At 71.8% G+C, this 21,618-nt stretch carries 21 protein-coding genes; 7 read left to right on the top strand and 14 right to left on the bottom strand.

Features of this window, described 5'->3' with window-relative positions:
* The first annotated feature begins 46 nt into the window (after positions 1-46).
* Positions 47-1,024 (top strand): alcohol dehydrogenase catalytic domain-containing protein, encoded by a 978-nt coding sequence (locus QLQ12_RS01990; RefSeq protein ID WP_282756755.1) that lies wholly within the window; start codon positions 47-49, stop codon positions 1,022-1,024.
* Positions 1,025-1,045: 21 nt separating this feature from the next.
* Here QLQ12_RS01990 and QLQ12_RS01985 read toward each other — a convergent pair whose 3' ends face one another.
* On the bottom strand, positions 1,046-3,292 hold the full coding sequence (locus QLQ12_RS01985; RefSeq protein ID WP_282756754.1) for a CHAT domain-containing protein: 2,247 nt from the start codon (positions 3,290-3,292) through the stop codon (positions 1,046-1,048).
* A 25-nt stretch (positions 3,293-3,317) separates the two neighbouring features.
* Entirely contained in the window at positions 3,318-4,895 is a 1,578-nt protein-coding gene (locus tag QLQ12_RS01980; protein ID WP_282756753.1) for a tetratricopeptide repeat protein, read from the bottom strand.
* A gap of 266 nt (positions 4,896-5,161) precedes the next feature.
* On the opposite strand from QLQ12_RS01980, the gene QLQ12_RS01975 reads away from it, so the two are divergent.
* Positions 5,162-6,448 carry a GAF domain-containing sensor histidine kinase gene (locus QLQ12_RS01975; protein ID WP_282756751.1) on the top strand — a complete coding sequence of 429 codons (1,287 nt, stop codon included), beginning with the start codon at positions 5,162-5,164 and terminating at the stop codon, positions 6,446-6,448.
* Between the two features lie 36 nt (positions 6,449-6,484).
* On the opposite strand, the gene QLQ12_RS01970 is transcribed toward QLQ12_RS01975, so the two are convergent.
* Together QLQ12_RS01970 and QLQ12_RS01965 are read right to left on the bottom strand one after the other, a co-directional pair.
* Positions 6,485-7,291: a hypothetical protein gene (locus tag QLQ12_RS01970; protein WP_282756749.1), complete on the bottom strand. Its 807-nt coding sequence runs from the start codon at positions 7,289-7,291 to the stop codon at positions 6,485-6,487.
* 195 nt (positions 7,292-7,486) lie between these two features.
* The gene (locus tag QLQ12_RS01965) at positions 7,487-7,900 is read right to left on the bottom strand and encodes a hypothetical protein (protein WP_282756747.1); all 414 of its coding nucleotides are present in this window, start codon (positions 7,898-7,900) and stop codon (positions 7,487-7,489) included.
* 99 nt (positions 7,901-7,999) lie between these two features.
* On the opposite strand from QLQ12_RS01965, the gene QLQ12_RS01960 reads away from it, so the two are divergent.
* On the top strand, positions 8,000-8,446 hold the full coding sequence (locus tag QLQ12_RS01960) for an NUDIX hydrolase (protein WP_282756745.1): 447 nt from the start codon (positions 8,000-8,002) through the stop codon (positions 8,444-8,446).
* Positions 8,447-8,517: 71 nt separating this feature from the next.
* Here QLQ12_RS01960 and QLQ12_RS01955 read toward each other — a convergent pair whose 3' ends face one another.
* The 3 genes from QLQ12_RS01955 to QLQ12_RS01945 are packed head-to-tail and all read right to left on the bottom strand — an operon-like array spanning position 8,518 to position 11,423.
* A complete protein-coding gene (locus QLQ12_RS01955; RefSeq protein WP_282756743.1) occupies positions 8,518-9,378 on the bottom strand; it encodes a TIGR03619 family F420-dependent LLM class oxidoreductase in 861 nt (286 codons plus the stop codon).
* The gene (locus QLQ12_RS01950; protein ID WP_407651393.1) at positions 9,375-10,268 is read right to left on the bottom strand and encodes an acyl-CoA dehydrogenase family protein; all 894 of its coding nucleotides are present in this window, start codon (positions 10,266-10,268) and stop codon (positions 9,375-9,377) included. The genes QLQ12_RS01955 and QLQ12_RS01950 overlap by 4 nt, the downstream gene beginning before the upstream one ends.
* A gap of 21 nt (positions 10,269-10,289) precedes the next feature.
* A complete protein-coding gene (locus QLQ12_RS01945) occupies positions 10,290-11,423 on the bottom strand; it encodes an acyl-CoA dehydrogenase family protein (RefSeq protein ID WP_282756739.1) in 1,134 nt (377 codons plus the stop codon).
* An 83-nt stretch (positions 11,424-11,506) separates the two neighbouring features.
* On the opposite strand from QLQ12_RS01945, the gene QLQ12_RS01940 reads away from it, so the two are divergent.
* Positions 11,507-12,628, top strand: coding sequence for an acetyl-CoA C-acetyltransferase (locus tag QLQ12_RS01940; RefSeq protein ID WP_282756736.1), 1,122 nt, complete (start codon positions 11,507-11,509; stop codon positions 12,626-12,628).
* Here QLQ12_RS01940 and QLQ12_RS01935 read toward each other — a convergent pair.
* From QLQ12_RS01935 to QLQ12_RS01920, 4 genes are read right to left on the bottom strand one after another with little or no spacing between them, the layout of a single operon-like run.
* Positions 12,612-13,661 carry an NAD(P)H-dependent flavin oxidoreductase gene (locus tag QLQ12_RS01935; RefSeq protein WP_282756734.1) on the bottom strand — a complete coding sequence of 350 codons (1,050 nt, stop codon included), beginning with the start codon at positions 13,659-13,661 and terminating at the stop codon, positions 12,612-12,614. The two genes, QLQ12_RS01940 and QLQ12_RS01935, sit on opposite strands and share 17 nt — an antisense overlap.
* On the bottom strand, positions 13,658-14,362 hold the full coding sequence (locus QLQ12_RS01930) for a CoA-transferase subunit beta (RefSeq protein ID WP_282756732.1): 705 nt from the start codon (positions 14,360-14,362) through the stop codon (positions 13,658-13,660). The genes QLQ12_RS01935 and QLQ12_RS01930 overlap by 4 nt, the downstream gene beginning before the upstream one ends.
* On the bottom strand, positions 14,359-15,186 hold the full coding sequence (locus QLQ12_RS01925; RefSeq protein ID WP_282756731.1) for a CoA transferase subunit A: 828 nt from the start codon (positions 15,184-15,186) through the stop codon (positions 14,359-14,361). Before QLQ12_RS01925 ends, QLQ12_RS01930 begins: the two co-directional genes overlap by 4 nt.
* A 16-nt stretch (positions 15,187-15,202) precedes the next feature.
* Complete coding sequence (locus QLQ12_RS01920; protein WP_282756729.1) at positions 15,203-15,940, bottom strand: enoyl-CoA hydratase family protein; 738 nt, start codon at positions 15,938-15,940, stop codon at positions 15,203-15,205.
* Between the two features lie 49 nt (positions 15,941-15,989).
* Between QLQ12_RS01920 and QLQ12_RS01915 the strand changes: the two genes are divergently transcribed.
* From QLQ12_RS01915 to QLQ12_RS01905, 3 genes are all read left to right on the top strand, one after another.
* The gene (locus QLQ12_RS01915) at positions 15,990-16,730 is read left to right on the top strand and encodes an SDR family oxidoreductase (RefSeq protein ID WP_282756728.1); all 741 of its coding nucleotides are present in this window, start codon (positions 15,990-15,992) and stop codon (positions 16,728-16,730) included.
* Positions 16,731-16,759: 29 nt separating this feature from the next.
* Positions 16,760-18,268 carry an aldehyde dehydrogenase family protein gene (locus tag QLQ12_RS01910; protein WP_282756726.1) on the top strand — a complete coding sequence of 503 codons (1,509 nt, stop codon included), beginning with the start codon at positions 16,760-16,762 and terminating at the stop codon, positions 18,266-18,268.
* 173 nt (positions 18,269-18,441) lie between these two features.
* Positions 18,442-19,485 (top strand): MBL fold metallo-hydrolase, encoded by a 1,044-nt coding sequence (locus QLQ12_RS01905; protein WP_282756724.1) that lies wholly within the window; start codon positions 18,442-18,444, stop codon positions 19,483-19,485.
* Between the two features lie 16 nt (positions 19,486-19,501).
* Here QLQ12_RS01905 and QLQ12_RS01900 read toward each other — a convergent pair whose 3' ends face one another.
* From QLQ12_RS01900 to QLQ12_RS01890, 3 genes are all read right to left on the bottom strand, one after another.
* Entirely contained in the window at positions 19,502-20,101 is a 600-nt protein-coding gene (locus QLQ12_RS01900; protein WP_282756722.1) for a TetR/AcrR family transcriptional regulator, read from the bottom strand.
* 156 nt (positions 20,102-20,257) lie between these two features.
* Positions 20,258-20,710 (bottom strand): pyridoxamine 5'-phosphate oxidase family protein, encoded by a 453-nt coding sequence (locus QLQ12_RS01895; RefSeq protein ID WP_282756720.1) that lies wholly within the window; start codon positions 20,708-20,710, stop codon positions 20,258-20,260.
* Positions 20,707-21,618 carry an SDR family NAD(P)-dependent oxidoreductase gene (locus tag QLQ12_RS01890; RefSeq protein WP_282756718.1) on the bottom strand — a complete coding sequence of 304 codons (912 nt, stop codon included), beginning with the start codon at positions 21,616-21,618 and terminating at the stop codon, positions 20,707-20,709. Before QLQ12_RS01890 ends, QLQ12_RS01895 begins: the two co-directional genes overlap by 4 nt.

Here is a 21,618-nt window from a genome sequence, read left to right as displayed (position 1 = left end):
AATCTCCCATTGACTGGCTGCGATAACACGTTCCACTCTGGAGGGCATGCTGGCGTATCGGATGACGACCTGGGGTGCACCGCCGGAGACCGTTGCCGTCCCCGAACCCTCACCCGGCCCCGGCGAGGTGCTGGTACGGGTCGCCGGCTGCGGACTCTGCCGGTCCGACCTGACCATGCGGCACATCCCGGCCGCCACGGGTGAGGCGCTCGGCTGGAACATGCCGTTCACCCTCGGCCACGAGACCGCCGGCTGGATCGCCGACACCGGCGAACCGGTGGCGCTGGTCTCCCCGGCGTCCTGCGGCGCCTGCCGGTACTGCGTACGAGGTCAGGACAGCGGATGCCCGCGCGGGCTCACCGGGCGCGGATACGGCCGCGACGGTGGGCTCGCGCCATTCGTACTGGTCAGCGACCGGCGGGCGCTGCTGCCGCTGGGAGACCTCGATCCCCGGCACGCCGGGCCGCTCACCGACGCCGGAGCCACCGCCTATCACGCGGTGCGGCGGGCGCTGCCCCGCGTGCCCGCCGGCGGCACGGCCGTCGTGCTCGGCGCGGGCGGCCTGGGGGCGTTCGCCGTGCAGTTCCTGCGAGTGCTGACCACGGCACGGGTCGTCGCCGTGGACCCGCTGCCCGCACGCCGCTCGTTCGCCTCCTCGGTCGGCGCGCACTCCGCCGTCCCGTCACTGGAGAAGATCAAGGCGGACGTGGTGCTCGACTTCGTCGGCGCCGACGAGACGATCGCGGCCGGAATCGCCGCGGTCCGCACCGGCGGGGCGTACGGTCTGGTCGGCTCGGCGGGCGGGAAGCTGCGCGGGCCCTGGTTCTCGACGCTGCCCCGCGACGGCGAGGTGTTCACCTTCCAGGGCTCATCGATCGCCGACGCCCAGGACGTGATCGCCCTGGCCGGCGCCGGCCTCATCCACAACCAGGTCGAGGAGTTCGGGTTCGGCGAGATCGACGAGGCGTACGCGAAACTCGCCGCCGGATCACTCACCGGCCGAGCCGTGATCGTCTTCGACTGATCGGGGCGAGCCGTGGGGTCGTCATGACGTGGGATTCGTCGAGGCAGGGGCGGTGACCCAGAGCCTGTGAAGGGAACGGGCGGCGGCGGCGCAGGCCTGGGTGTATTCGTCGTCGGTGAGCAGGGGGCGGATGAGGGGGCGCAGGACGTTGGAGACGAAGTAGCGTGGTCGGCCGGTCCGCGGGTCGGTGCCCTCCTCGATCAGGCCGAGCTGGGCGGCCCGTCTGACGTGGCCGGCAGCGTCGGGGTGGTCGTGGATGGCTTGCACGGTCTCGGCGGGGACGGGCAGCTCGACGACGTTGACCTTGGCGAGCATCTTCTGCAGCTCGGGGTCCTGTGCGCTGAGGAGCTTCGTGGCGAGGATGGTCTCCCGGCGGAACCGGTCGGCTTCGTTCTCGATGGCGGTGATGAGGCCGTCGACGTCGAGGGTGGTGTCGGCGGCGATCAGGTCGAGCCAGTCGAGCAGTCGTGGGTTGCCGGCCGCGGCCTCGATGGCACGTTCCCGGATGCCGGGGTCGACGGGAGAGCGGGGCCCCAGATTCGACAGGTTCGCGATCTTCTTGGCCTGCTCGAAGCTGGTGAGGCTCTCCAACGACTCGACGACGACGGTGGTCCCGGCAGGCGCCGGGAACCGGTAGCGGCTGGTGATGAGGACCCGGCTGGGGCTGCCGGTGTCGCGGATGGCGCCGAGCAGGGCGGGGAGGATGCCGGCCATCTCGCTGGAGAGCACATGACCGTCGTCGCGTGCGTCGAGGTTGCCTTCCTCGAAGTCGTCGAACACGAACAGGCAGGGGGTCTGGCCCAGGGGACCGTCGACGTGCAGCAGGTGACGCAGACGGACAAGGAGGGGAGCCTGGTTGTTGTCGAGCAGCTTGGCCGCCTCGATCTGCTGTTCCACGGCAGGGAAGATGATCTTGGTGGTGAGTTCCCGGAACTTGGTCAGGTCGACGCGGCCGTACCAGACGGCGCGTTGGTGGGTCGGCATGCGTTCCAGCAGCCGGGAGGCGAGGCTGCTCTTGCCGAGGCCGCCCATGCCGTGCAGGACGAGGGCCTCGGCGCCGCCGTCGCCCCGGGCTTTTTCGAGGGTGCGCAGGCAGCGCTGGATGACGCGTCGTCGTCCGACGAACGTGGCCCGGGAGGCGACCCGGGAAAACGGATTCTGTGGATCCAGGAATTCCTGGTCGGCGCTGCGAGCGTGGATCAAGGCCCGGCCCGTGGCGAGCCGGGGCGAAACCATCGGGGCCAGCGGGGACTGGTCGGCGTAGACGCGCAGCAGGTGCCAGCCGCTGCTCTTGGCGGTGTACAGATGCCGGCGGGCCTCGACGACGGCCCGGTCGAGGGGCCCACCGTCGGCGAGGGTCCGGTACAGCGCGGCGGCGAAGTCGGTCGCGGAGTTGTCGCCGACCGGCAGCGCCCATCCCAGGACGGCGGGGGCTCCGGCGCGGACCAGACTCTCACTCATGGACGGGAACGTGCCGCCGTCGGGGGAGTTCGCGGTCAGGCAACCGGACACGAACACCAGGCGGGGCCAATGCCCGAACATGGCCTGGGCGATCTGGTCGGCGGTGACGGTGGCGAGTCCGCCGATCTCGTTCTCCGCCAGGAAGGTGGGCTGCCCGTCCGGGGCGATGGTGGCGTGCCCACTCAGATGCAGCACGTCGAAATATCCCTCGCCGTAGTCACGGCTGAGGAACCGGAGCCCATCCAGGGTGCCGCTCTCCTCGACGACCAGTTCGGCGGCGGCGCGCGATGTCGCCTTCAGGATGGCCGCCTCCTCCCGTTCATAATTGAGCACGGGCTCGACGCCCTCCGGGGAGCTGGCCATGAACAGCACCCGCAGCGGCCGGTTCGCGGGAGCCGTGCGGGTGGCGCCGGCGCCGGTGACCCGGACCGGTAGCAGCGGCGCGCGGGCGGAGACGGTCAGGTACGAGCCGTTCTCGGCGAGCAGTTCCCATGGCAGGTGCCGCAGCCGCGCGTGCGCCGTGACACGCAAGGTGGCGCCGTGCGGGTGACGCAGAATCGGGGCCAGCCATCGTTCGTCGCCGTCGAGGAAGGCGAACAGCCTCTTGCCGAGATCGGTCAACTGCGGTGACCCGAACACCCGCTGGGCGATGGCGTGCCGGCTGTAATCGCGTTCCACGATCTCGATCAGCCGGTCGACGGCGGCCTTGTCCAGGCCACGGGTCATCGGCGGGCCCGTACCGGTGGACAGGCGCAGTTCGCAGTAGCTGGAGGTCTGTTCGAAGATCTCCAGGTCGAAGACGTTCATCTGGCCCACCGGATCAGCTCTGCTTTCAGCGTTGCGACAGGGCCCGCTGGATGATGATCTCCAGCTCGGCGTGGCTGACATCGGCTACGTCGAGCCGGGTGCCGTCACTGAGCAGAATGGTGACGGTGGCGCCGTCCGGCCGGCGGGAGTGCCACCAATCCCAGATCGTCTTGGCCGTGTCGACGCCCGCGAACACGAGCCCGATGACGGCGATCACCAATTCGGCGGATCGCTGCACCTCCACCGGCGACACGTTCTCGCCCGGCCGGATGTTCGCGGCGAGCGTGGCGTGCAGTTCCGCGGCCCAATGCGCGGAGGACGCTCCCGACACCTCGACAGTGGCAGTGACCATCGCCTGACCTTTCGTCATCTGTTCCAGTTGAAGGAGAAACGCTCGCATCTGGTCCAGCTCCGGGTGCCTCGTCCGCTCGGCCAGAGCGATGGCCTGGCGCTGGAATGCGACGGCTTCATCCGCCCGCGCCATTCGTGACGAAAGGAGGGCCATATTGAAACGCGCCGTCGCCTCTGATCCGCGATCACCCGTCGCGCGGAGGATCTCCAGCACCTCGTCCAGCGCGTCCTTCGCGCCGGCGAGATCACCCTGCCGGAACCGGATCACGCTGATGTTGTTGAGCGTGGTCGCTTCGCCGGCGCGGTTGCCGATCTCGCGCATGGTGGTCAGGGCTCGGTGGTAATGGGTCAGAGCCTGCTGGTGGTCACCCAGGTTGTTGTACACCATGCCGATGTTGCCGAGCGTGGCTGCTTCGCCGGCGCGGTTGCCGATCTCCCGCATGGTGGGCAGGGCCTGGTGGTAGTAGGTGAGGGCCTGCTGGCGGTCACCGAGGTTGTCGTACACCATGCCGATGTTGTTGAGGGTGATCGCTTCGCCGCCGCGGTCGCCGACCTCGCACGCGATGGGCAGGGCCTGCTGGTAGTAGGTGAGGGCCTGCTGCCGGTCCCCCAGCTTGTCGTACGCGCTCCCCATGTTGTTGAGGGTGACTGCTTCGCCCGGGCGGTCGCCGACCTCCCGCCGGATGGGCAGGGCCTGCTGGTAGTAGGTGAGAGCCTGCCGGCGGTCACCCACGTGGTCGTACACGGCGCCGATGTTGTTGAGGGCGGTCGCCTCGCCGGCGCGGTTGCCGGCCTCCCGCAGGATGGGCACGGCTCGCTGGTAGTAGCTCAGGGCCTGCTGCCGGTCACCCAGGTTGTCGTACACCAGGCCGATGTTGCTGAGGGTGGCTGCGACGTACAGGCGGTCGCACGCCTCGCGGTACAGGTCCAGGGCCTGTCGGTAACAGGCGAGGGCGTCCCACGGCCGGCCGGTGGAGGATTGGGCCCAGCCCAGGTCGTAGAGGGCGGCCGCGTCCGGCCCCAGAGTCAGCGTGGCCCGCGCGAGGGCCGCGACGTCGGCGAACCGTGACGTGCGCAGCCACACCCTGGCTGCTCGATGCCCGACGTCGCGGGCGATCTCCGGCTCCCGGCCCGCCACCGCCAACCGGTGCACCTCCACCAACTGTGCGGCCGTCGTGGTGGATCCGTCACGAGCTTGATGTTCCGGATCCCCAGCCGGATCGCTGCCGGCTGCCGAGCGCGAAGCATCCATCAACCCGGCACCTACCCCCTGCCCCGGCCGCGACGCCCGATGCCTGATGCCGCGCAATCTCCCGCAATGATTGCCGAAATCGGACTTCCGGGAAATCACCCATGGGGTCGAAACGAGCAGGAACTTCCTGATCGAAAAATGCCGGTTCGCACACGCTCCCGGCGCAAGTGCTCACCACCCCGGCCGATTGGGCGACTCGATCGATCACGCGGGTTTACGGTGAGCTCAAGGACCGGGACGTCACTGGCCCGGAAGGCGGTCAGAGAATGGGCACGCAAACGTTGATCCAGCCCTCGGGCGAAGGTCGCGGACAAGAACGTGAACTGACCGCGGAACTGGACGCGTATGCCGTGCTCGATGGTGACGACATCCCCGACCTCGACGCCATCGTCGCGCTGGCGGCACACCTGTGTGAAGTGCCCACCGCCATGATCAATGTGCTCACCCCGGACCGGCAGGTACAGATCGCCGCCGTCGGTTACGAGAAGTCGGTGCACCGGCGTGAGGACAGCCTGTGCGCGGTCACCGCGGTCAGCCCGGGTCCCGTCATGGCCGCCGACGCCCGCACCGATCCACGTTTCGCCGAGAACCCGTTCGTCACCGGCGTCATCGACAACGTCCGGTTCTATGCCGCCACCCAGCTTCGTGGCCGCGCCGGGCACGTGCTGGGCACCCTGTGCCTGTACGACTATCAGCCGCGTACTCTGACCCCGGCCCAGCAGACCGGTTTCGGGGACCTCGCCACCCTGGTGATCGACGTGCTCGAGTTACGCCGCCGGACCCGGGAACTCGTGCGGCTGGCCGCCGAACGCGAGCAGACCCGGCAAGAACTGGACCGCGCACACGAGGCGCTGGCGAAGTTCGCGGGCGCGGTCGCGCACGATCTGCGCAGTCCGCTGATGACCATCACCGGCACCGCCTCGCTGCTGGCCGAAGACGCGTTCGACAGCGACGCGGACACGGTCGTCGCCGACGTGAACACCATCGCCCGTGCCGCCGAACGCCTGAACCTCGCCCTCACCGACCTGGCCGTCTACGCCGGCATCGGCACCGAGAAGCTGCACTGCCCGGTCGCCCTGCCGGGCCTCATGATGCAGATCGTCGGCGAACTTCGCCAGGAGATCAGCAATGCCGGCGCGAGCGTCGAGGTCGGCAACCTGCCCGCCGTCGAGTCCGATCCCAACCACCTGCGTCTTCTCGTACGCAATCTGATCACCAACTCGCTCAAGTTCCGCGACCCGCAGCGCGCGTGCCGCATCGCCGTCGGAGGCGGCGAAACGCCGGACGGCTGGTGTCTGCAGATATGCGACAACGGAATCGGCATCCCCGCCGCACGCCGCGCCGAGGTTCTGCTGCCGTGCGTGCGCCTGCACCGCGACATCCCCGGCTACGGGCTCGGCCTGGCCATCTGCAGCCAGATCGTGCGCGTTCACCACGGCCGGATCGATATCACCGACACCCCGGGCGGCGGCACCACCATCACCATCTCCTTTTCCGCCCTCGCCCCGGCGCCGGACTCCGTCCCGCCGGGCCCGAACCCTGACCGCCCGTAGCCGCCCACGCCGCGCGGGCCGGTGTCGTCCCCGCGCTCAGCAACCGGTGGTGTGCTGGGCGGTGATGGCGGTGCCGTCGTCGGAGGAGGCGACGATGACCGACACCGGTCCGTCGCGGTAGCTGATCCGGTTGGCGTCGCCGGTGGTGAACCGGCGGGCGGTGGAAGGCAGGGCCGGGGCGAGCCGGTCGGTGAGGTCGCCGGTGTCGGTGCGTTCGCTGACCGCCGAGATGGTGACGATGTCGCCGGTCGTGCAGCGCAGGCGTTGTTCCGTGATGCCGGCGGGCCGGGTGCCGGCGGCCGCCAACAGCTGCGTCACGGCGGTGATCCCCGGTGCGGCGCCGGTGGGCGCGGCTGGTTCGGTGGCGGCGCCCAGGCTGCACCGGCTGCGGGCGGTGACGGCGAGCCAGCCCGGGCTCAACCGCCGCACCGAGAGGGTGACCGTGCCGATGTCAGCCTGCAGTGGCCGCACGCCCGCGACTGCGGTGCCCCGGCCGGCGGCGTAGCGGGGCGGCAGATTCCGCTCGATCGTGGTGATCAGAGCATCCTCACCACCGGGGTCGGTGTAGAGATCGGCCTTACCGGTGAAGATCTTGCCCGGCCGCAGGGGCCCGAGCCGGCAGTCAGCGGCGGCGACCACCGGGCTGACGGCGACCGCGGCGTCCTCGCCGGCGGCCGCGACGGCGTCGGCGACGGCGGTGTTCATGTCGGTGACCACGTCGTCGACGCGTGGCTGGCGCTGGGTGTCCCACCGCCACCACGCGGCCCCGCCCGCGGCGGCCACCAGCAGTACGACCGTCACCACGGCGGCACCGACCATCACGCGTCCACTCGGCCGTCTCACCGGTTCATTGTGCCCAGTCGGCCGGCATCCGGCGGTGCCCGCCCCGCCCAGTCGGCCGGCATCCGGCGGTGCCCGCCCCGCCCAGTCGGCCGGCATCCGGCGGTGCCCGCCCCGCCCAGCCGGCCGGCATCCGGCGGCGCCGGCCCCGCCCCGCCCGGCCTGGCGTTCCACGAGGCGGCCGGGGCCGGCTCTCGATCAGCAGACCCAGCAGTACAGCGAGCCCTCGGTACGCACCGCGGTCGCGGCCAGCGTGGCCACCGCGCCGACGATCTCCCGCGCGAGTTCCCGGTCGATCTCGCCCTTGGCGTTCCACCGGCCGGCCGTGTCGTCCAGGGTCACCTCGTCAGCGTCGGCGAGTGCCCTGGTGAACGCCGGGGGAACCCGCAGGACCACGATGTCGTCGTCCTCGTCCACCTCGATGGGGCCACCGTCCGCGACTATCTCGGCGAGGTCGCGCCGCAGCAGGAAACTCTCCCACTCCTCCAGCGCCGACCAGACGTCGAAGTTGCCGTAGGTGACCGGCGCCAGGTCCGGGCCCGGACCGGCCTGCATGACACCGGCGGCGATGGTGTCGTCCGCGGCGACGAAGAACTTGATGATGGTGCTCACCCGGTGATCATGCCTGGCCGCGGGGGGTTCCGGCTGCCCTCCGCCCCGCTTCCGGTGGTTCCCCCGGAGGAGCGCGGACGGTGGCGATAGGGTTCCGCGGTGCCTTTCGAGCCGTTCCGAGCCGCTGTCGCCGTCTATGGGATCCTCCGCGACCGGGAGCGGATGCTGCTGATGCGCCGCAATGGCACCGGCTATCGGGACGGGCAGTGGAGCCTGCCCGCCGGCCACCTCGACGGTGGCGAGGACGCCGTCACCGGGTTGGTGCGGGAGCTGCGCGAGGAACTGGGGATCGACGCCGACCCGGGTGGCTGCCGGCTGGCGCTGCTGATGCACGCGGCCCCCGAGCACGACGGGGACCGGGAGTACCTGCACCTGTTCTTCTCCGTGGACCGGTGGGACGGCGAACCCGGGATCGCCGAGCCGGACAAGTGCAGTGAGCTGCGGTGGGCCGACGACCGGGCGCTGCCGTCCGATCTCGTGGACTATGTGGCCGTGGCCCTGGCGGCCGTGGGACGCGGCGAGCCGCTGGTGCTGCACGGCTGGTGAGCTGACGGCAGCGACCGCACCGCGTTGTCGCGACGGCGATTCACCGAGCGCGGGCGCCCGGCGTACCGGCGTCATGGCATTTTGGTGATGAACTTCTCGGCGAAGCGGTGGAGAGCGTCGCGTTTCTCCTCGATCGGGGCGTCGAAGCGCCGCCACGGCACCACGATCGCGTCGGTCACGCCGATCTCGGCCTGCTGCCGGAAGCCGTCGAGGCCGGGCCGGTCGATGCAGACCGACTGGATCTCGAAGGGCAGTCCGGCCCGGCCGTACTCGGCGCGCAACGAGGCGAGCCGGTCGATCGTGGCCCGCAGATCGTCGAATCGGATCATCGCGGACGACCATCCGTCGCCGATCCGGGCGGCCCGGCGCAGCGCGGGCTCGGAGTGGCCGCCGACGTAGAACGGGACCGGCTCGGTGGGCGCCGGGCTCATCTGCAGCTTCTCGAACGAGAAGTGTTTGCCGTGGAAGGACACCATGCCGCCGGCCAGGATCCGGCGGATGATCTCGATGGCCTCGTCGGCGCGGGCGCCGCGGTCCTTGAAGGGGGCGCCGCACCAGTGCGACTCCTCCGGCGACCAGCCCAGACCGACACCGAGGCCGAAACGGTTGCCGGTGAGCACCGCGACCGTCCCGATCTGCCGGGCCAGCAACAGCGGGTTCCGCGGGTCCAGTTTGAGGACCTGGGTGTAGAAGCGGATCCGCGACGTGACGGCCCCCATCGCGCCGGCCGCCACCATCGGGTCGGGCCAGGGCGTGTCGGCGTTCCAGAAACGGCTGCCGTCCGGCGTGTAGGGGTAGTCCGCGGAGACGTGCTCCGAATAGAACAGCGAGTCCGGCAAGGCGATCGAGGCGAATCCACATTCCTCGGCGGTACGGGCCAGCTCGGTCAGCTGGTCGAGCGGGCTCAGAGCGATTCCCAGGGTGAATTTCACGTCAGCACCTCGGCCAGGTCGAGAAGTTGGGCGGTGGCGCCGCCGAGCGAGAACTCGTGGTGTTCGGCGGCCAGGAAGTACCGGTGCAGCGGATGGTCCATGTCGATGCCGACGCCGCCGTGCACATGGACGGCGGCGTGCAGCACCCGGTGCCCGGCCTCGGCCACCCAGAATCCGGCGGTGGCGACCTCGGCGGGCTCCGGCCGGTACACCGCCTGCCAGAGCGCCAGTCGCAGCGCCTCCACGTCGATCCACGCGTCGGCCAGGCGTTGCGACACCGCCTGGAACGAGCCGATGGGGCGGCCGAACTGGATCCGCTCCCGGGCATAGGCGGCGGTCATCTCCAGCGCGCGTTCGGTGATGCCCAGCTGCAGCGCGCAGGTGCCGATCGTCAGCCGGGTCCGCAGCCAGGCAGCCGCGTCGATCATCGGACCGTCGGCATCGCAGGCGACCAGGCCCGCGCCGGGGCTGCCGGACACCTCCTGGGCCTGCACCGAACTCCGGGAGGCCAGCCGGACCCCGTCCGGGCCGGGCACCAGGACCAGCGCGGCCTCGGTGGCCGCCGGGGTGGAGCCGGGACGGGCGACGGTGAGGATCAGCTCGCCCCGGCCGGCGGGCGCGGCCCAGGACGTGACCTGCTCGTCCGTGCCGAAATGGGCGATCGCCGAGGCCGCGGCGACGATCGACGGCAGGTAGGGGACGTCGGCCGCGGCCCGGCCCAGCTCGATCAGGACGGCGCACTGCTCGGGCAGCCCGTAACCCTCGCCGCCGGCCCGTTTCGGCAGCGCGGCGGCGAGCACCCCCGACTCGGCGAGGGCCGGCCAGAGGGGCCGCCCGGAGGCGGCGAGATCGCGGGTCAGCCCGGCCAGCTCCTTCGACGGGTCACTCAACGAGAAGTCCACGGCCGGCTCCTATCGCTTGATCGGGAGGCCGAGCGCGCCGGCCGCGATGATGTCGCGCTGCACCTCGTTGGCCCCGCCGCCGAAGGTGAGGATCAGTGAGGCCCGGTACATGCGCTCGATCCGTCCGGCGAGCACCGCACCCGGCGATCCCTCCCGCACCGTCGCGGCGGGCCCGATCACCTCCATGAGCAGCCGGTACGCCTCGATCGCCAGTTCGGTTCCGTACACCTTCCCGGCGGAGGCGAGTGGTGCGGCCGGCGCGCCGTCCTGCACGCAGGCGCGCCAGTTGAACAGCTTCAGGGCCTCGGTCTTGGCGTGCACCCGGGCCAGGTGCAGCCGCACCCACTCGCGGTCGAGGGCGCCGGTCGTGGCCGCCCAGTCCCGGACCTCCCGCAGCGCCCGTTGCAGCGGCGCCGCCGAGGTGAGCGCGACCCGCTCGTGGTTGAGCTGGTCGGTGATCAGCCGCCATCCCTGGTTCTCCTCGCCGACCAGCGCCGTCACCGGCACGCGCACGTCGTCGTAGTAGGTGGCGCTGGTGGACGGCCCGGCGACGGTCCGCACCGGCGTCCAGGAGAAGCCGGGGGCGTCGGTCGGCACGATCAGGATCGACAGTCCCTTATGGCGGGGCGCGTCGGGATCGGTGCGGCAGGCCAGCCACACGTAGTCGGCGTACTGGATCAGGCTGGTCCACATCTTCTGCCCGGTGATCACGTAGTCGTCGCCGTCGCGGACCGCTCTCGTCCGCAGCGACGCCAGGTCGGTGCCGGCGGACGGCTCCGAGTAGCCGATCGAGAAATGCACCTCACCGGCCTCGATCCGTGGCACGAGGGTGGCGCGCTGCTCGGCCGATCCGTGCCGGGCGATCGTCGGCCCGACCGTGTAGAGCGTCAGGAACGGCACCGGCACCCCGGCCAGCGCCGCCTCGTCCGCGAAGATCAGTTGCTCCAGGCGGGGCCGGCCGCCGATGGTGAGCCACCCGTCGCGTCCGAGCTGCCGCACGATCTGCCGGTAGGCGGCGCCGTCGCCGTACTCCCCGGTGGGGTCGGTGAGCGAAGCCCGCAGGGCGGGTGTCATGAGCGAGGCGAAGTACTCCCGTAACGACGCCCGCAGTTTCTCCTGTGCCGGTGTGAATCCGACGTGCATGTCCCGCCCCGATCCCGGTACGTTAGAACGGCAAGTTAGAACACGTTCTACTAGTGAAGCGACAGTGGGGGAGGGCGTCAACAGTGGAGGCCTATCTGGTCGGCGCGGTGCGTACCCCGGTCGGTCGCCGCGGCGGCGCGTTCGCCGCCGTGCATCCGGCTGATCTGGGCGCGGGCGTGATCACAGAGCTGCTCGACCGCGCCGGGGCCGACCCGGCCGCCGTCGACGACGTCGTCTTCGGCTGCGTCGACACGGTCGGCCCCCAGTCCGGCGACATCGCCCGGACGGCGTGGCTGGCGGCGGGGCTTCCAGAACACGTTCCCGGCGTGACCGTGGACCGGCAGTGCGGGTCGTCCCAGCAGGCCGTGCACTTCGCCGCCCAGGCGGTGATGAGCGGCACGGCCGACCTGATCGTGGCCGGGGGAGTGCAGAACATGAGCCGGGTGCCGATCGGCAGCGCGATGGCTCCGGACGGGCCCTACCAGGGCAGCGACGGCTGGGCGAACCGGTACAAGGACCAGGAGGTCTCCCAGTTCCGCAGCGCCGACGACATCGCCGCCAAGTGGTCCCTGACCCGCGAGGAACTGGAGCGGTTCGCGCTGGGCAGCCACGAGAAGGCCGTCCGGGCGGTCGACGGGCAGAGGTTCGCGACCGAGATCGCCGGTTCCGGAAGCGACGAATGCCCGCGCCGGGACACCAGCGCCGCCAAGATGGCCGCGCTGCGGCCGCTGCGCGACGGCGGGGTCACCACCGCGGCCGTGGCCAGCCAGATCGCCGACGGCGCCGCCGCCCTGCTGATCGCCAACGACCGCGCGGTCCGCGACCACGGATTCCGCCCTCGCGCGCGGATCCACCACGTCTCGGCGCGCGGCGACGACCCGGTGCTCATGCTCACCGCGCCGATCCCGGCGACCGCGTACGCCCTGCGCAGGACCGGGCTCACCGTCGACGACATCGACCGTTTCGAGGTCAACGAGGCTTTCGCCAGCGTCGTGCTGGCCTGGCTGCGGGAGACCGGCGCCGACCCGGCACGCGTCAACGTCAACGGCGGGGCGATCGCGCTCGGCCACCCGCTCGGGGCAACCGGCGCCCGGCTCATGGTCGGCCTGCTGCACGAGCTGGAACGATGCGGCGGGCGGTACGGTCTGCAGACCATGTGCGAGGGCGGCGGCCAGGCCAACGTGACGATCATCGAACGGCTGTGAGCCGGTCCAGCCCCTCATCGGCCTCTTTCATGATCCGGGTGATCAGCTCGGCGCACGACGGCAGGTCGTCGATCAGCCCGGCGACCTGGCCGGCGGACATCACCCCGAACTCCGGCCGCCCGTCCACCATCGCCGTGCGCAACAGCACCGGCGTGCCCGCCGCCATCAGCGTCTGCGCCCAGCTCATCCGCCGTCCGTGCCGCGCGGCCCGCCCGGCCCGCGCCAGCTCCGGCCAGGAGAGCCCGGCGAGACGCCGGAACGCGACGGCGTGCCGGGTCGCCCGCAGCAGCGCGCTCACCCTTCCCGATCTTTCGAGACCTTCGATGTACGGCGTACGCAGCACCCGGTGCGGCACCCCGTCCACGCTGGTGGTGACCACGGTCCCGGTCACCGGGGCGTCGAGGTAGAGCTGCTTCACCCGTACCCCGACCGGACTGTCCGACGTGAGCAGGAACCGGGTGCCCATCGCGATGCCGGCCGCACCATAGGCGAGGGCGGCCAGCAGCCCGCGCCCGTCGAAGAACCCGCCGGCCGCCACCACCGGAATGTCCACCGCGTCCACCACCTGCGGCAGCAGCAGGATGGTGGGCACCGGCCCGGTGTGGCCGCCGCCCTCCCCGCCCTGCACCAGCACCGCGTCCACACCCCACCCGGCGACCTTCTCGGCGTGCCGGAGCGCACCGACCGACGGCATGGTCAGCACTCCGCCGTCGGCGCACCGGCGGATCAGGTCCCGGTCCGGGGCGAGAGCGAACGAGGCGAGCCGGACGTTCTCCCGGACCAGCAGGTCGATGCGGGCCGCCGCGTCGGGCGCGTCCGCCCGTACGTTGACGCCGAAGGGATTCGCGGTGTTGCTCTTGATCTCGTGGATCGTGTCGCGGAGCTGATCGAGGCTCATGGTCGCCGACGCGACGATGCCGAACCCGCCCGCCTCGGCGACCGCGGAGACCAGCCGGGCGCCGGCGACGTAGCCCATCCCGGTCTGCACGATCGGGTGCCGGCAGCCGAGCAGCTCGGTGAGCGCGGTCCTCATGCGATCTCCCGTTCCCGCAGGCCCCGCGGATCCAGGTGTTCGCGGATCAGTCGCCGCTCGTCGGCGGACGGCTCGCGGGTCTCCGGCACGTCATCGGGGATGCTCAGGGCGAAGCCGGTGGCGGCGACGACCTCGTCCACCGTGACGCCGGGATGCACCGAGCGCAGCCTCATCGACCGGTCGGGGGTCGCGAAGTCGAGGACGGCGAGGTCGGTGACGACCAGGCGGATCTCGTGGGCGCCGCGATCGTGGCCGACGCCCGACACCATGTCGACGCGCTCGACGAAGACCCGCGGCGAGTGCCGGGGGATCCAGTAGCTGACCGGGTGGTTGACCGTGTTGCCGGGAGCGCCGCGCACGCCCAGGAGCTGAGATTTCGGCCGTTCCCAGGGGCCGACGCAGGAGATGTTCTGGTTGCCGAGGCGGTCGAGCTGACTCGCGCCCATCATCATGTGCCGGGTGCCGGCCGCGACCATCGCGAACACCGACCGGTACGGCAGCCAGCCCTCCACCTGCCCGTCCCGCAGCAGGGTGGCCTCACCGTCGCTGACCAGCAGATCGGGGGCGAAGGTGAGCTGGGCCAGCCGGGCGGCGAGCTGGGGGATCAGGCCCGCGAAGCTCGCCAGGACCGCGCCGTCGCCACGCCACGCCTCGGCGCACGCCACCACGCAGGTCTCCGCCCGGGTCGCCGGGCCGGTCACCGGGCTACCGCCTTCTGATAGCCGGCCTCGTCGCCGTCGAGATAGCGGGTCCGGAACGTCTCCCAGTCGGTGGTCGCGTACTCGCGCTGGAAGGCCTCGTCCCGGTCGTAGTCGGGGACACAGCTGGTGAAGTGGGCGCCGTGCGGGGTCTCCACCACGCCGTCCACCATCGACCGGTTGACCAGCAGGGTCTGTGGCGGGCCCGACTCGATGAGAGCCGCGGTGCTGACGATCCGCTCGCAGGTGACGAACCGGCGTTTCGCGGCCAGGCAGAACAGGTCGTCGAAGTACGGGTCGGGGCCGAGGTATCGCCCGTTGCCGTGGGCGTCGGCCCGGTTCAGGTGCACGATCGCGACGTCGAGCGTGATCGCGGGCATGGCGACCAGCTCGGTGCCGTCGGCATAGGGGGAGCGGACCGTCCGCAGCTCCGGGTTCACACGCAGGACATCGGAGCCGAGGCCGGCGCGGATCGGCAGGAACGGCAGCCGGTTCGCGGCCGCGAGGAGCCCCCAGTAGAGCATTCCCTCGTCGTACTCGGTCAGGAGAACCGTGCCGGCACTGCGGGCCCGCCGGAAGTGCGGCTCGAGCGGAATGCTGTCCAGCGACACGAACCCGGTGACCACCCGGCGGACACAGCCGGCGGCGACGAGGACGCCGACGTCCGGCCCGCCGTAGGTGACCAGCGTCAAATCCTTGCGGCCGGACCGCGCGATCGCCCGGACCAGGGCCATCGGCTTGCGGCGCGACCCCCACCCGCCGATCCCGACCGTCATGCCGTCGCGGATCTCACCGGCCACGTCCTCGATGCTGACGACCCTGTCCACTGGCCGCCCTCCCTTCTCAGCCGCCGTCCACGAATCTCTGGCGGGCGCGATCGCCGGCGCCGTTGAGGTTGAGCTCGAAGGTGAAGCCCTGCTCGAACCGGTAGGAGCGCTTCACGTCGATCGGGTCGATCCCGTTCAGCGACTCCTTGGCCCGGCGGATGACCACCGGATCCTTGGCCGCGATCTCACCGGCCACCCGGCGCGCGGCCCGCCGCAGCCCGGCGCGCGGGACCACCTCGAGGACCGTGCCGAACCGGTGCAGCTCCCACGCCGTGACCGGTCGGCAGGTGTAGACCATCGTCCGCATCAACTGGTGGGGGACCAACCGGGCCAGGTGGGTGGCCGCGCCGAGCGCCCCGCGGTCGACCTCGGGCAGCCCGAAGGTGGCGTCGTCGGAGGCCACCACCAGGTCGGCGTTGCCGGCCAGGCCCACCCCGCCGCCGAGGCAGAACCCCTGCACGGCGGCGATCACCGGGACCGGGCAGTCGTACACCGCCGCGAACGCCGCCGCGCAGCCCCGGTTGGCGGCGAGCAGCGCCTCGTGGCCGGCCGTGCGCTGCATCTCCTTGATGTCGACTCCGGCGCAGAAGCCGCGGCCGTCGGCGGCGAGCACCACCGCCCGGGTCTCGGGATCGGCCCCGGCCGTGGTGACGGCCTCGGCGAGGGCATGCCAGCCGGCCGCCGGCACCGCGTTGACCGGAGGAAAATCGATCACCACCTCGGTGACCGCGCCGTGCCGCACTTCAATCGCCACGACTGCGAGGCTAACCTAGCGCTTGCTTGGGTGGCTAGCATCGACGGGTATGGACCCTCTCGACTTCGCCGGCCGGGCCGTGGTGGTCACCGGCGGCACCCGCGGCATCGGCGCCAGCATCGCCCGGGCGTTCCGGGCGGCCGGCGCCGACGTCCTGGTGTGCGGCCGCACCGCCTCCGGCACGGACGCCGGCGTGGTGCGGGCCGACGTGCGCGACCCGGCCCAGGCCGCGATGCTGATCAAGACCGCGGCCGACCGGTTCGGGCGGCTCGATGTGCTGATCAACAATGCCGGCGGCGGCCCCGAGGCGCCCGCCGCGTCAGCGTCGCCACGACTGCACGCCAAGGTCATCGAGCTGAACCTGATCGCTCCGCTGCACGTCTCGCAGGCGGCCAACGCGGTCATGCGTGAGCAGGCCACCGGCGGGGTGATCCTCATGATCGGCAGTGTCAGCGGCACCCGGCCGTCGCCGGGCACCGCCGCCTACGGCGCCGCCAAGGCGGGCTTGCACCACCTCGCCACCAGTCTCGCCGCCGAATGGGCGCCGAGGGTGCGGGTGAACAGCCTCGTCGTCGGCCCGGTCGCCTCCGCGGTGACCCCGGAGCTGGTCTCCCGCACCGTGCCGATGGGCCGCCCCGCCGCCGCCGAGGAGGTGGCCAGCGCCTGTCTGCTGCTCGCCTCCCCGCTCGCCGGCTACATCAGCGGCGCGTCCCTGGCCGTGCACGGCGGCGGCGAGTGGCCGGCATATCTGGCGGACCTCCGGGACACGGCGTACCGTGCGCAGAAATAGAACGCGTTCCAATTTCCTGGAGGTGCGCCATGGTGCTGTCGATCAAGGCGAAGCGTGACGAGGTCGGCCTGGCCGGCGGTGAGCTGCTGATCGACGGCGGGTGGCGCCCGGCCGCCGACGGGCGCACCTGGAGCCACCATCACCCCGCCACCGCTGAAGAGGTCGGCACGTTCGCCATCGCCACCGCCGCCGATGTGGACGCCGCCGTGCGGGCCGCGCGCACCGCCTTCGACGAGGGCCCGTGGCCGCGCGCCCGCGCCAAGGAGCGCATCCGGGTGCTGCGCCGGATCGCCGACGGGATCCGCGCTCACGCCGACGAGCTGCAGACCCTGGTCGCCCTGGACAACGGGGTGCCGGTGAGCTTCGGGGAGACGTACGCGATGTCGGTCGAGTGCGTCGCCGACGTCTTCGACCACCACGCCGGCTGGATCGACAAACTCGGTGGCGAGACCCTTCCCGGCTATCAGGGCGGCGACCACCTGGTGCTTACCCTGCGGGAGCCGATCGGTGTGGTCGCGGCGGTCATCCCGTGGAACGGCCCGCTGCTGCTGGCCGCCCAGAAACTCGCCCCCGCCCTGGCCATGGGCTGCACCGTGGTGCTCAAGCCGTCCGAGTACGCCACCTTCTCCGCGCTGCGCCTGGTGCGCATCCTCGAGGAGGCCGGCCTGCCGCCGGGCGTCCTCAACGTGGTCACCGGCCCCGGCGAGTCCACCGGCGACGCCCTGATCAACCATCCGCTGGTCGACAAGATCACCTTCACCGGCAGCCGCGGCGTCGGCCGCAAGGTGCTCGCCGCCGCCGCGAACGGCATCAAGCGCACCAGCCTCGAACTCGGCGGCAAGAGCCCGTCCCTGGTCTTCCCGGACGCCGACGTCTACGCGGCCGCCGCCACCACGATGGGCACCGTCACCATGGGCCTGTCCGGCCAGGCCTGCGTCGCGCACACCCGCGCCCTGGTGCACCGCGACGTCTACGACGAGTTCCTCGCCATCGCCGAGGGCATGGCTGCCCTGGTCACCTACGGCGACCCGTTCCACCCGGAGACCACCGCCTCGCCGCTGATCAACGAGCGGCAGCTGAACCGGGTCCTCGGCTACATCGAGAGCGGCCGCACCGAGGGCGCCCGCCTCGTCTGTGGCGGCGGCCGCCCCGACGGCGAACTCGCGGCCGGCAACTTCGTCCAGCCCACCCTCTTCGCCGACGTCACGAACGACGCCACCATCGCCCGCGAGGAGATCTTCGGTCCGGTCCTGGCCGTCGTCCCGTTCACCGAGGAGGACGAGGCGGTCCGCCTCGCCAACGACACCACGTACGGCCTGGCAGCCACGGTCTGGACCAGCGACGTGAAGCGGGCCATGCGCCTGACCAAAGCGGTCCGGGCCGGCACCGTCGGCGTCAACGGCTACCAGCTCGAACCGCATGCGGCCTTCGGTGGCTTCGGCCAGTCCGGGCTGGGCCGTGAGGGTGGGCGCACCTCCATCGAGGCCTACACCGAACTCAAGACGGTCCTCATCCCCACCACCGAGGAGATGATGTAGCCGCCCACCCCACCCCTGCCCGACTGTGACGCCAGCCCTCAGCCGTCGCCGGGCGTGTCGCGGCGGCGGTTCGGGGTGCGTGGGCTACGGCTGGGGTGGGTGATTGCTGAACGGGTGGCGTTCACGATATCGTCGCTTTCCTAGACGGCTTCCGTCTAGGAAAGGGGTTCGGGATGAACGTGCAGCAGGCCTCCTGGCAGGCCAAGACCATGCCGCCGGTGGAGAAGCTCGCCGGTGGCGTGGTGTCCGTTCCGGTGCCGATCCCGAAGAACCCGCTCCGCTACACGTTGAGCTATCTGATCCCCGGCGACGACGGGCTGGTCGTGGTCGACCCCGGCTGGGACAGCGACCGCGGCTGGGACGCCCTGGCAGCCGGCCTGGCGGTCGCGGGAGCGACCGCCGCCGACGTGACCGGCGTGGTGCTCACCCACGTGCACCCCGACCACCACGGCCTCACCGCCCGCCTGCGGGACGCCTCCGGCGCCTGGGTGGCCATGCACCCGGCCGAGCGGGAGTCGATGCTGCGGGACCGCGCCGCCGAGCCGAGCGTGGCGCTGAGCGGCTTCCTGCGTGACCTGCACGTGCCGGAAGCCGAGATCGCCGGCCTGCTGGGCGTCTTCGGCGCCGCGGTCGACGTGCTGTTCGCTCCGCTCGCCGACGCGGACGTGATGCTCGACGACGGCGACCTGGTTCCGCTGGCCGGTCGCCGTCTGCGGGCGATCTGGACACCCGGGCACACCCCCGGCCACCTGTGCCTGCTGGACGCCGACGCGCAGATGCTCCTCACCGGCGACCATGTGCTGCCCCGGATCAGCCCCAACATCGGTCTGCAGATCAGCGGTGGCGACGACCCGCTCGGGCGATACCTGGAGTCGCTGGAGAAGGTCGCCGCCTATGACGACTGCGAGGCGCTGCCCGGCCACGAGTGGCGGTTCCGTGGCATCGCGGCGCGGGCCGCCGAGCTCGACCAGCACCACCGGGAGCGGTGCCGGGAGATCATGGCCGCCGTCGACCGGCTGGGCTCCGCGACGATCTGGGAGGTGGCGAGCGCTCTGACCTGGTCTCGGCCGTGGGCCGAAATCGGGCCGATGCTCGTCGGCGCGGTCGCCGAGACCGCCGCGCACGTCGAGTTGCTGGTTCGCTCCGGCGACCTGGCCTACCGGCCCGGCCCGGACGGCAACCCGCGCCTGGTCGCCGCCGTCAGCCTGGACCGGTGACCGCAGCCCGCCGGCGTCAACTGGGAACGGTGACCGAGGCCAGCACGAAGTCGACCAGTTCCTCGGCGTAGCGGTCGGCGCCGGCCGCGACCTTGGCCCGCAACCGGGCCGGAGTGGTCAGGGCGTGGTTGAGAGCGCCCCCGCTGATCGTGTTCAGCAGCAGGGTCACGCTGGTGTCCCCGCTGAGCTGCCCCCGGTCGATGCCGCGGTGCACGATCGCCCGGGCGGCCGCCGCCTGGGACTGCAGGAACCGGTCGAGGTGTTCCTGCCCGGCCGGGAGGCTCTCCACCTCGAGCATCAGCCGCAGCATCGCCCCGCCGGACTCGTCGAGGAAGGCGTGCAGCACCTGACCGGCCAGGGCGACGAGGTCGTCGCGTACCGAACCGGTGTCGATGTCCCGGACGCCGGCGAGGCGGGTGGCGAGCGCGGCCGCCAGCAACGCCTCCTTGTTGGGCCACCGGAGGTAGATCGAGGCCTTGCCGACGCCCGCACGGCGGGCGACGGCGTCGACGGAGAACCGCGCCCAGCCCTCGGCGCCGTAGACCTCGGCCGCCGCGCGGGTGATCCGCTCGTCGACCTCGGGGTCACGGGGCCGGCCCGCGGGTGTAGCTGCCACGACGGTCCTCCCCGTTCCTCGATCGGCCGGCGATCAGTCTATGACCGTTTCCGGGGCCGGCCGTCAGGGAGTTCTCCGCCGATTCGTACGCGGGCTTGAGGGCCGCGTCGTCCTCGGTGGAGAACGGCGTCCCGGGCACCGCGACGGCTCCCTTTCTCAGGGCAGGAGCTTGCGGTGGTCCCAGCTGGCCACCCGCACCGGTTCGACCAGGTAGGCGGTCCGCTTCCGGGCGGCGTGCGTGACGTACGCGTCGAGGGCGTCCGGCGGCACGTCCGGCATCCGCGCGGCGATCAGGCGACCCACCTCCGTGACGCCGGCCAGATCGTCGATCGGTTCGACCACGCCGTTGACCTGGGCGCCGCGCAGGGCGAAGTAGTCCTCGCCGTCCTCGACGAGGCAGGTCAGCCGCCGGTCGCGGGCCAGGTTGCGAGCCTTCTGCGAGGTCCGGTAGGTCCAGAACGCGATCCGGCCTCCGGCCAGACCGAAGAACATGGTCACCAGGTGCGGCGTCCCGTCCGGGTTGATGGTGGCGATCTGGACCTTCCGGGCGTACGCCAGAAGCGCCCCCACTTCGCCGGGTGTCATCGTGACCGTCTCCCGATGGTTCATGACGGCTCGCCGAAGGTGGCCGCCGCCAGAGGGAGTGTCTCCTCGCAGACGAATCCGGGCCGGGGCGGCTCCTCGGCGAACAGGGTGCCCAGCGCCGCGTCGAGTTCGGCCGCCGTCCAGTGGCCGGTCGCCGCGTGGAAGGCCGCCCGCACGGTGGGCGGCCCGAGGACCGCGACCACGTCGCTGTGCACCACGAACACCTCGCCGGTGATCCGTTCGCCGGCCGGCCCGGCGAGGTGCACGACCAGCGGGGCGACCCGTTCCGGCGCCATCGGGTCGGGCCCGTCGGGGGCGGGGCCCATCAGGTCGCCGGTCATGGCGGTGCGTGCTCGTGGACAGATCGCGTTAGCCCGTACCCCGTATCTCGCGCATCCGCGGGCGGTGGCGAGGGTGAGTGAGACGATGCCGCCCTTGGCGGCCGCGTAGTTGGGCTGCCCGGCCGAGCCGAGCAGGAACGCCTCGGAGGCGGTGTTGACGATCCGGGCGTAGGCCGGGCGGCCGTCGGCCTTGCTGCGGTCGCGCCAGTAGGCGGTGGCGAACCGGGTGGTCACGAAGTGGCCGCGCAGGTGGACCCGGATGACGGTGTCCCACTCCTGTTCGGACATCGAGAAGACCATCCGGTCGCGCAGCACGCCGGCGTTGTTGACCAGGATGTCGAGGCCGCCGAAACGCTCGACGGCGGTCGTGACCAGGGCTTCGCCGCCCGCCCAGTCGGCGACGTCGCCGGGGCAGGCGGCGGCCTCGCCGCCCGCGGCCCGGATCCGCTCGACGACCGCGTCCAGCGCGGGCCCGGGAAGATCGTTGAGGACCACCCGCGCTCCCGCGGCGGCGAGAGCGCGGGCTTCGGCCGCCCCGAGCCCCTGCCCGGCCCCGGTCACGATCGCGACCCGCCCGTCCAGGCTTCCCAT

It is taken from the genome of Actinoplanes sandaracinus (assembly GCF_030009775.1).
GTDB lineage: Bacteria > Actinomycetota > Actinomycetes > Mycobacteriales > Micromonosporaceae > Actinoplanes > Actinoplanes sandaracinus.
Note: the sequence above shows the minus strand (reverse complement) of the source record. Positions and strands in the feature narration are given on the sequence as shown.

Coding starts and splice junctions, on each gene's coding strand:
- QLQ12_RS01895 (WP_282756720.1), bottom strand. CDS start 20,710: ATGAACCATCGGGAGACGGTCACGATGACACCCGGCGAAGTGGGGGCG.
- QLQ12_RS01915 (WP_282756728.1), top strand. CDS start 15,990: ATGGACCCTCTCGACTTCGCCGGCCGGGCCGTGGTGGTCACCGGCGGC.
- QLQ12_RS01905 (WP_282756724.1), top strand. CDS start 18,442: ATGAACGTGCAGCAGGCCTCCTGGCAGGCCAAGACCATGCCGCCGGTG.
- QLQ12_RS01985 (WP_282756754.1), bottom strand. CDS start 3,292: ATGAACGTCTTCGACCTGGAGATCTTCGAACAGACCTCCAGCTACTGC.
- QLQ12_RS01890 (WP_282756718.1), bottom strand. CDS start 21,618: ATGGGAAGCCTGGACGGGCGGGTCGCGATCGTGACCGGGGCCGGGCAG.
- QLQ12_RS01975 (WP_282756751.1), top strand. CDS start 5,162: ATGGGCACGCAAACGTTGATCCAGCCCTCGGGCGAAGGTCGCGGACAA.
- QLQ12_RS01910 (WP_282756726.1), top strand. CDS start 16,760: ATGGTGCTGTCGATCAAGGCGAAGCGTGACGAGGTCGGCCTGGCCGGC.
- QLQ12_RS01980 (WP_282756753.1), bottom strand. CDS start 4,895: ATGGATGCTTCGCGCTCGGCAGCCGGCAGCGATCCGGCTGGGGATCCG.
- QLQ12_RS01935 (WP_282756734.1), bottom strand. CDS start 13,661: ATGAGGACCGCGCTCACCGAGCTGCTCGGCTGCCGGCACCCGATCGTG.
- QLQ12_RS01990 (WP_282756755.1), top strand. CDS start 47: ATGCTGGCGTATCGGATGACGACCTGGGGTGCACCGCCGGAGACCGTT.
- QLQ12_RS01945 (WP_282756739.1), bottom strand. CDS start 11,423: ATGCACGTCGGATTCACACCGGCACAGGAGAAACTGCGGGCGTCGTTA.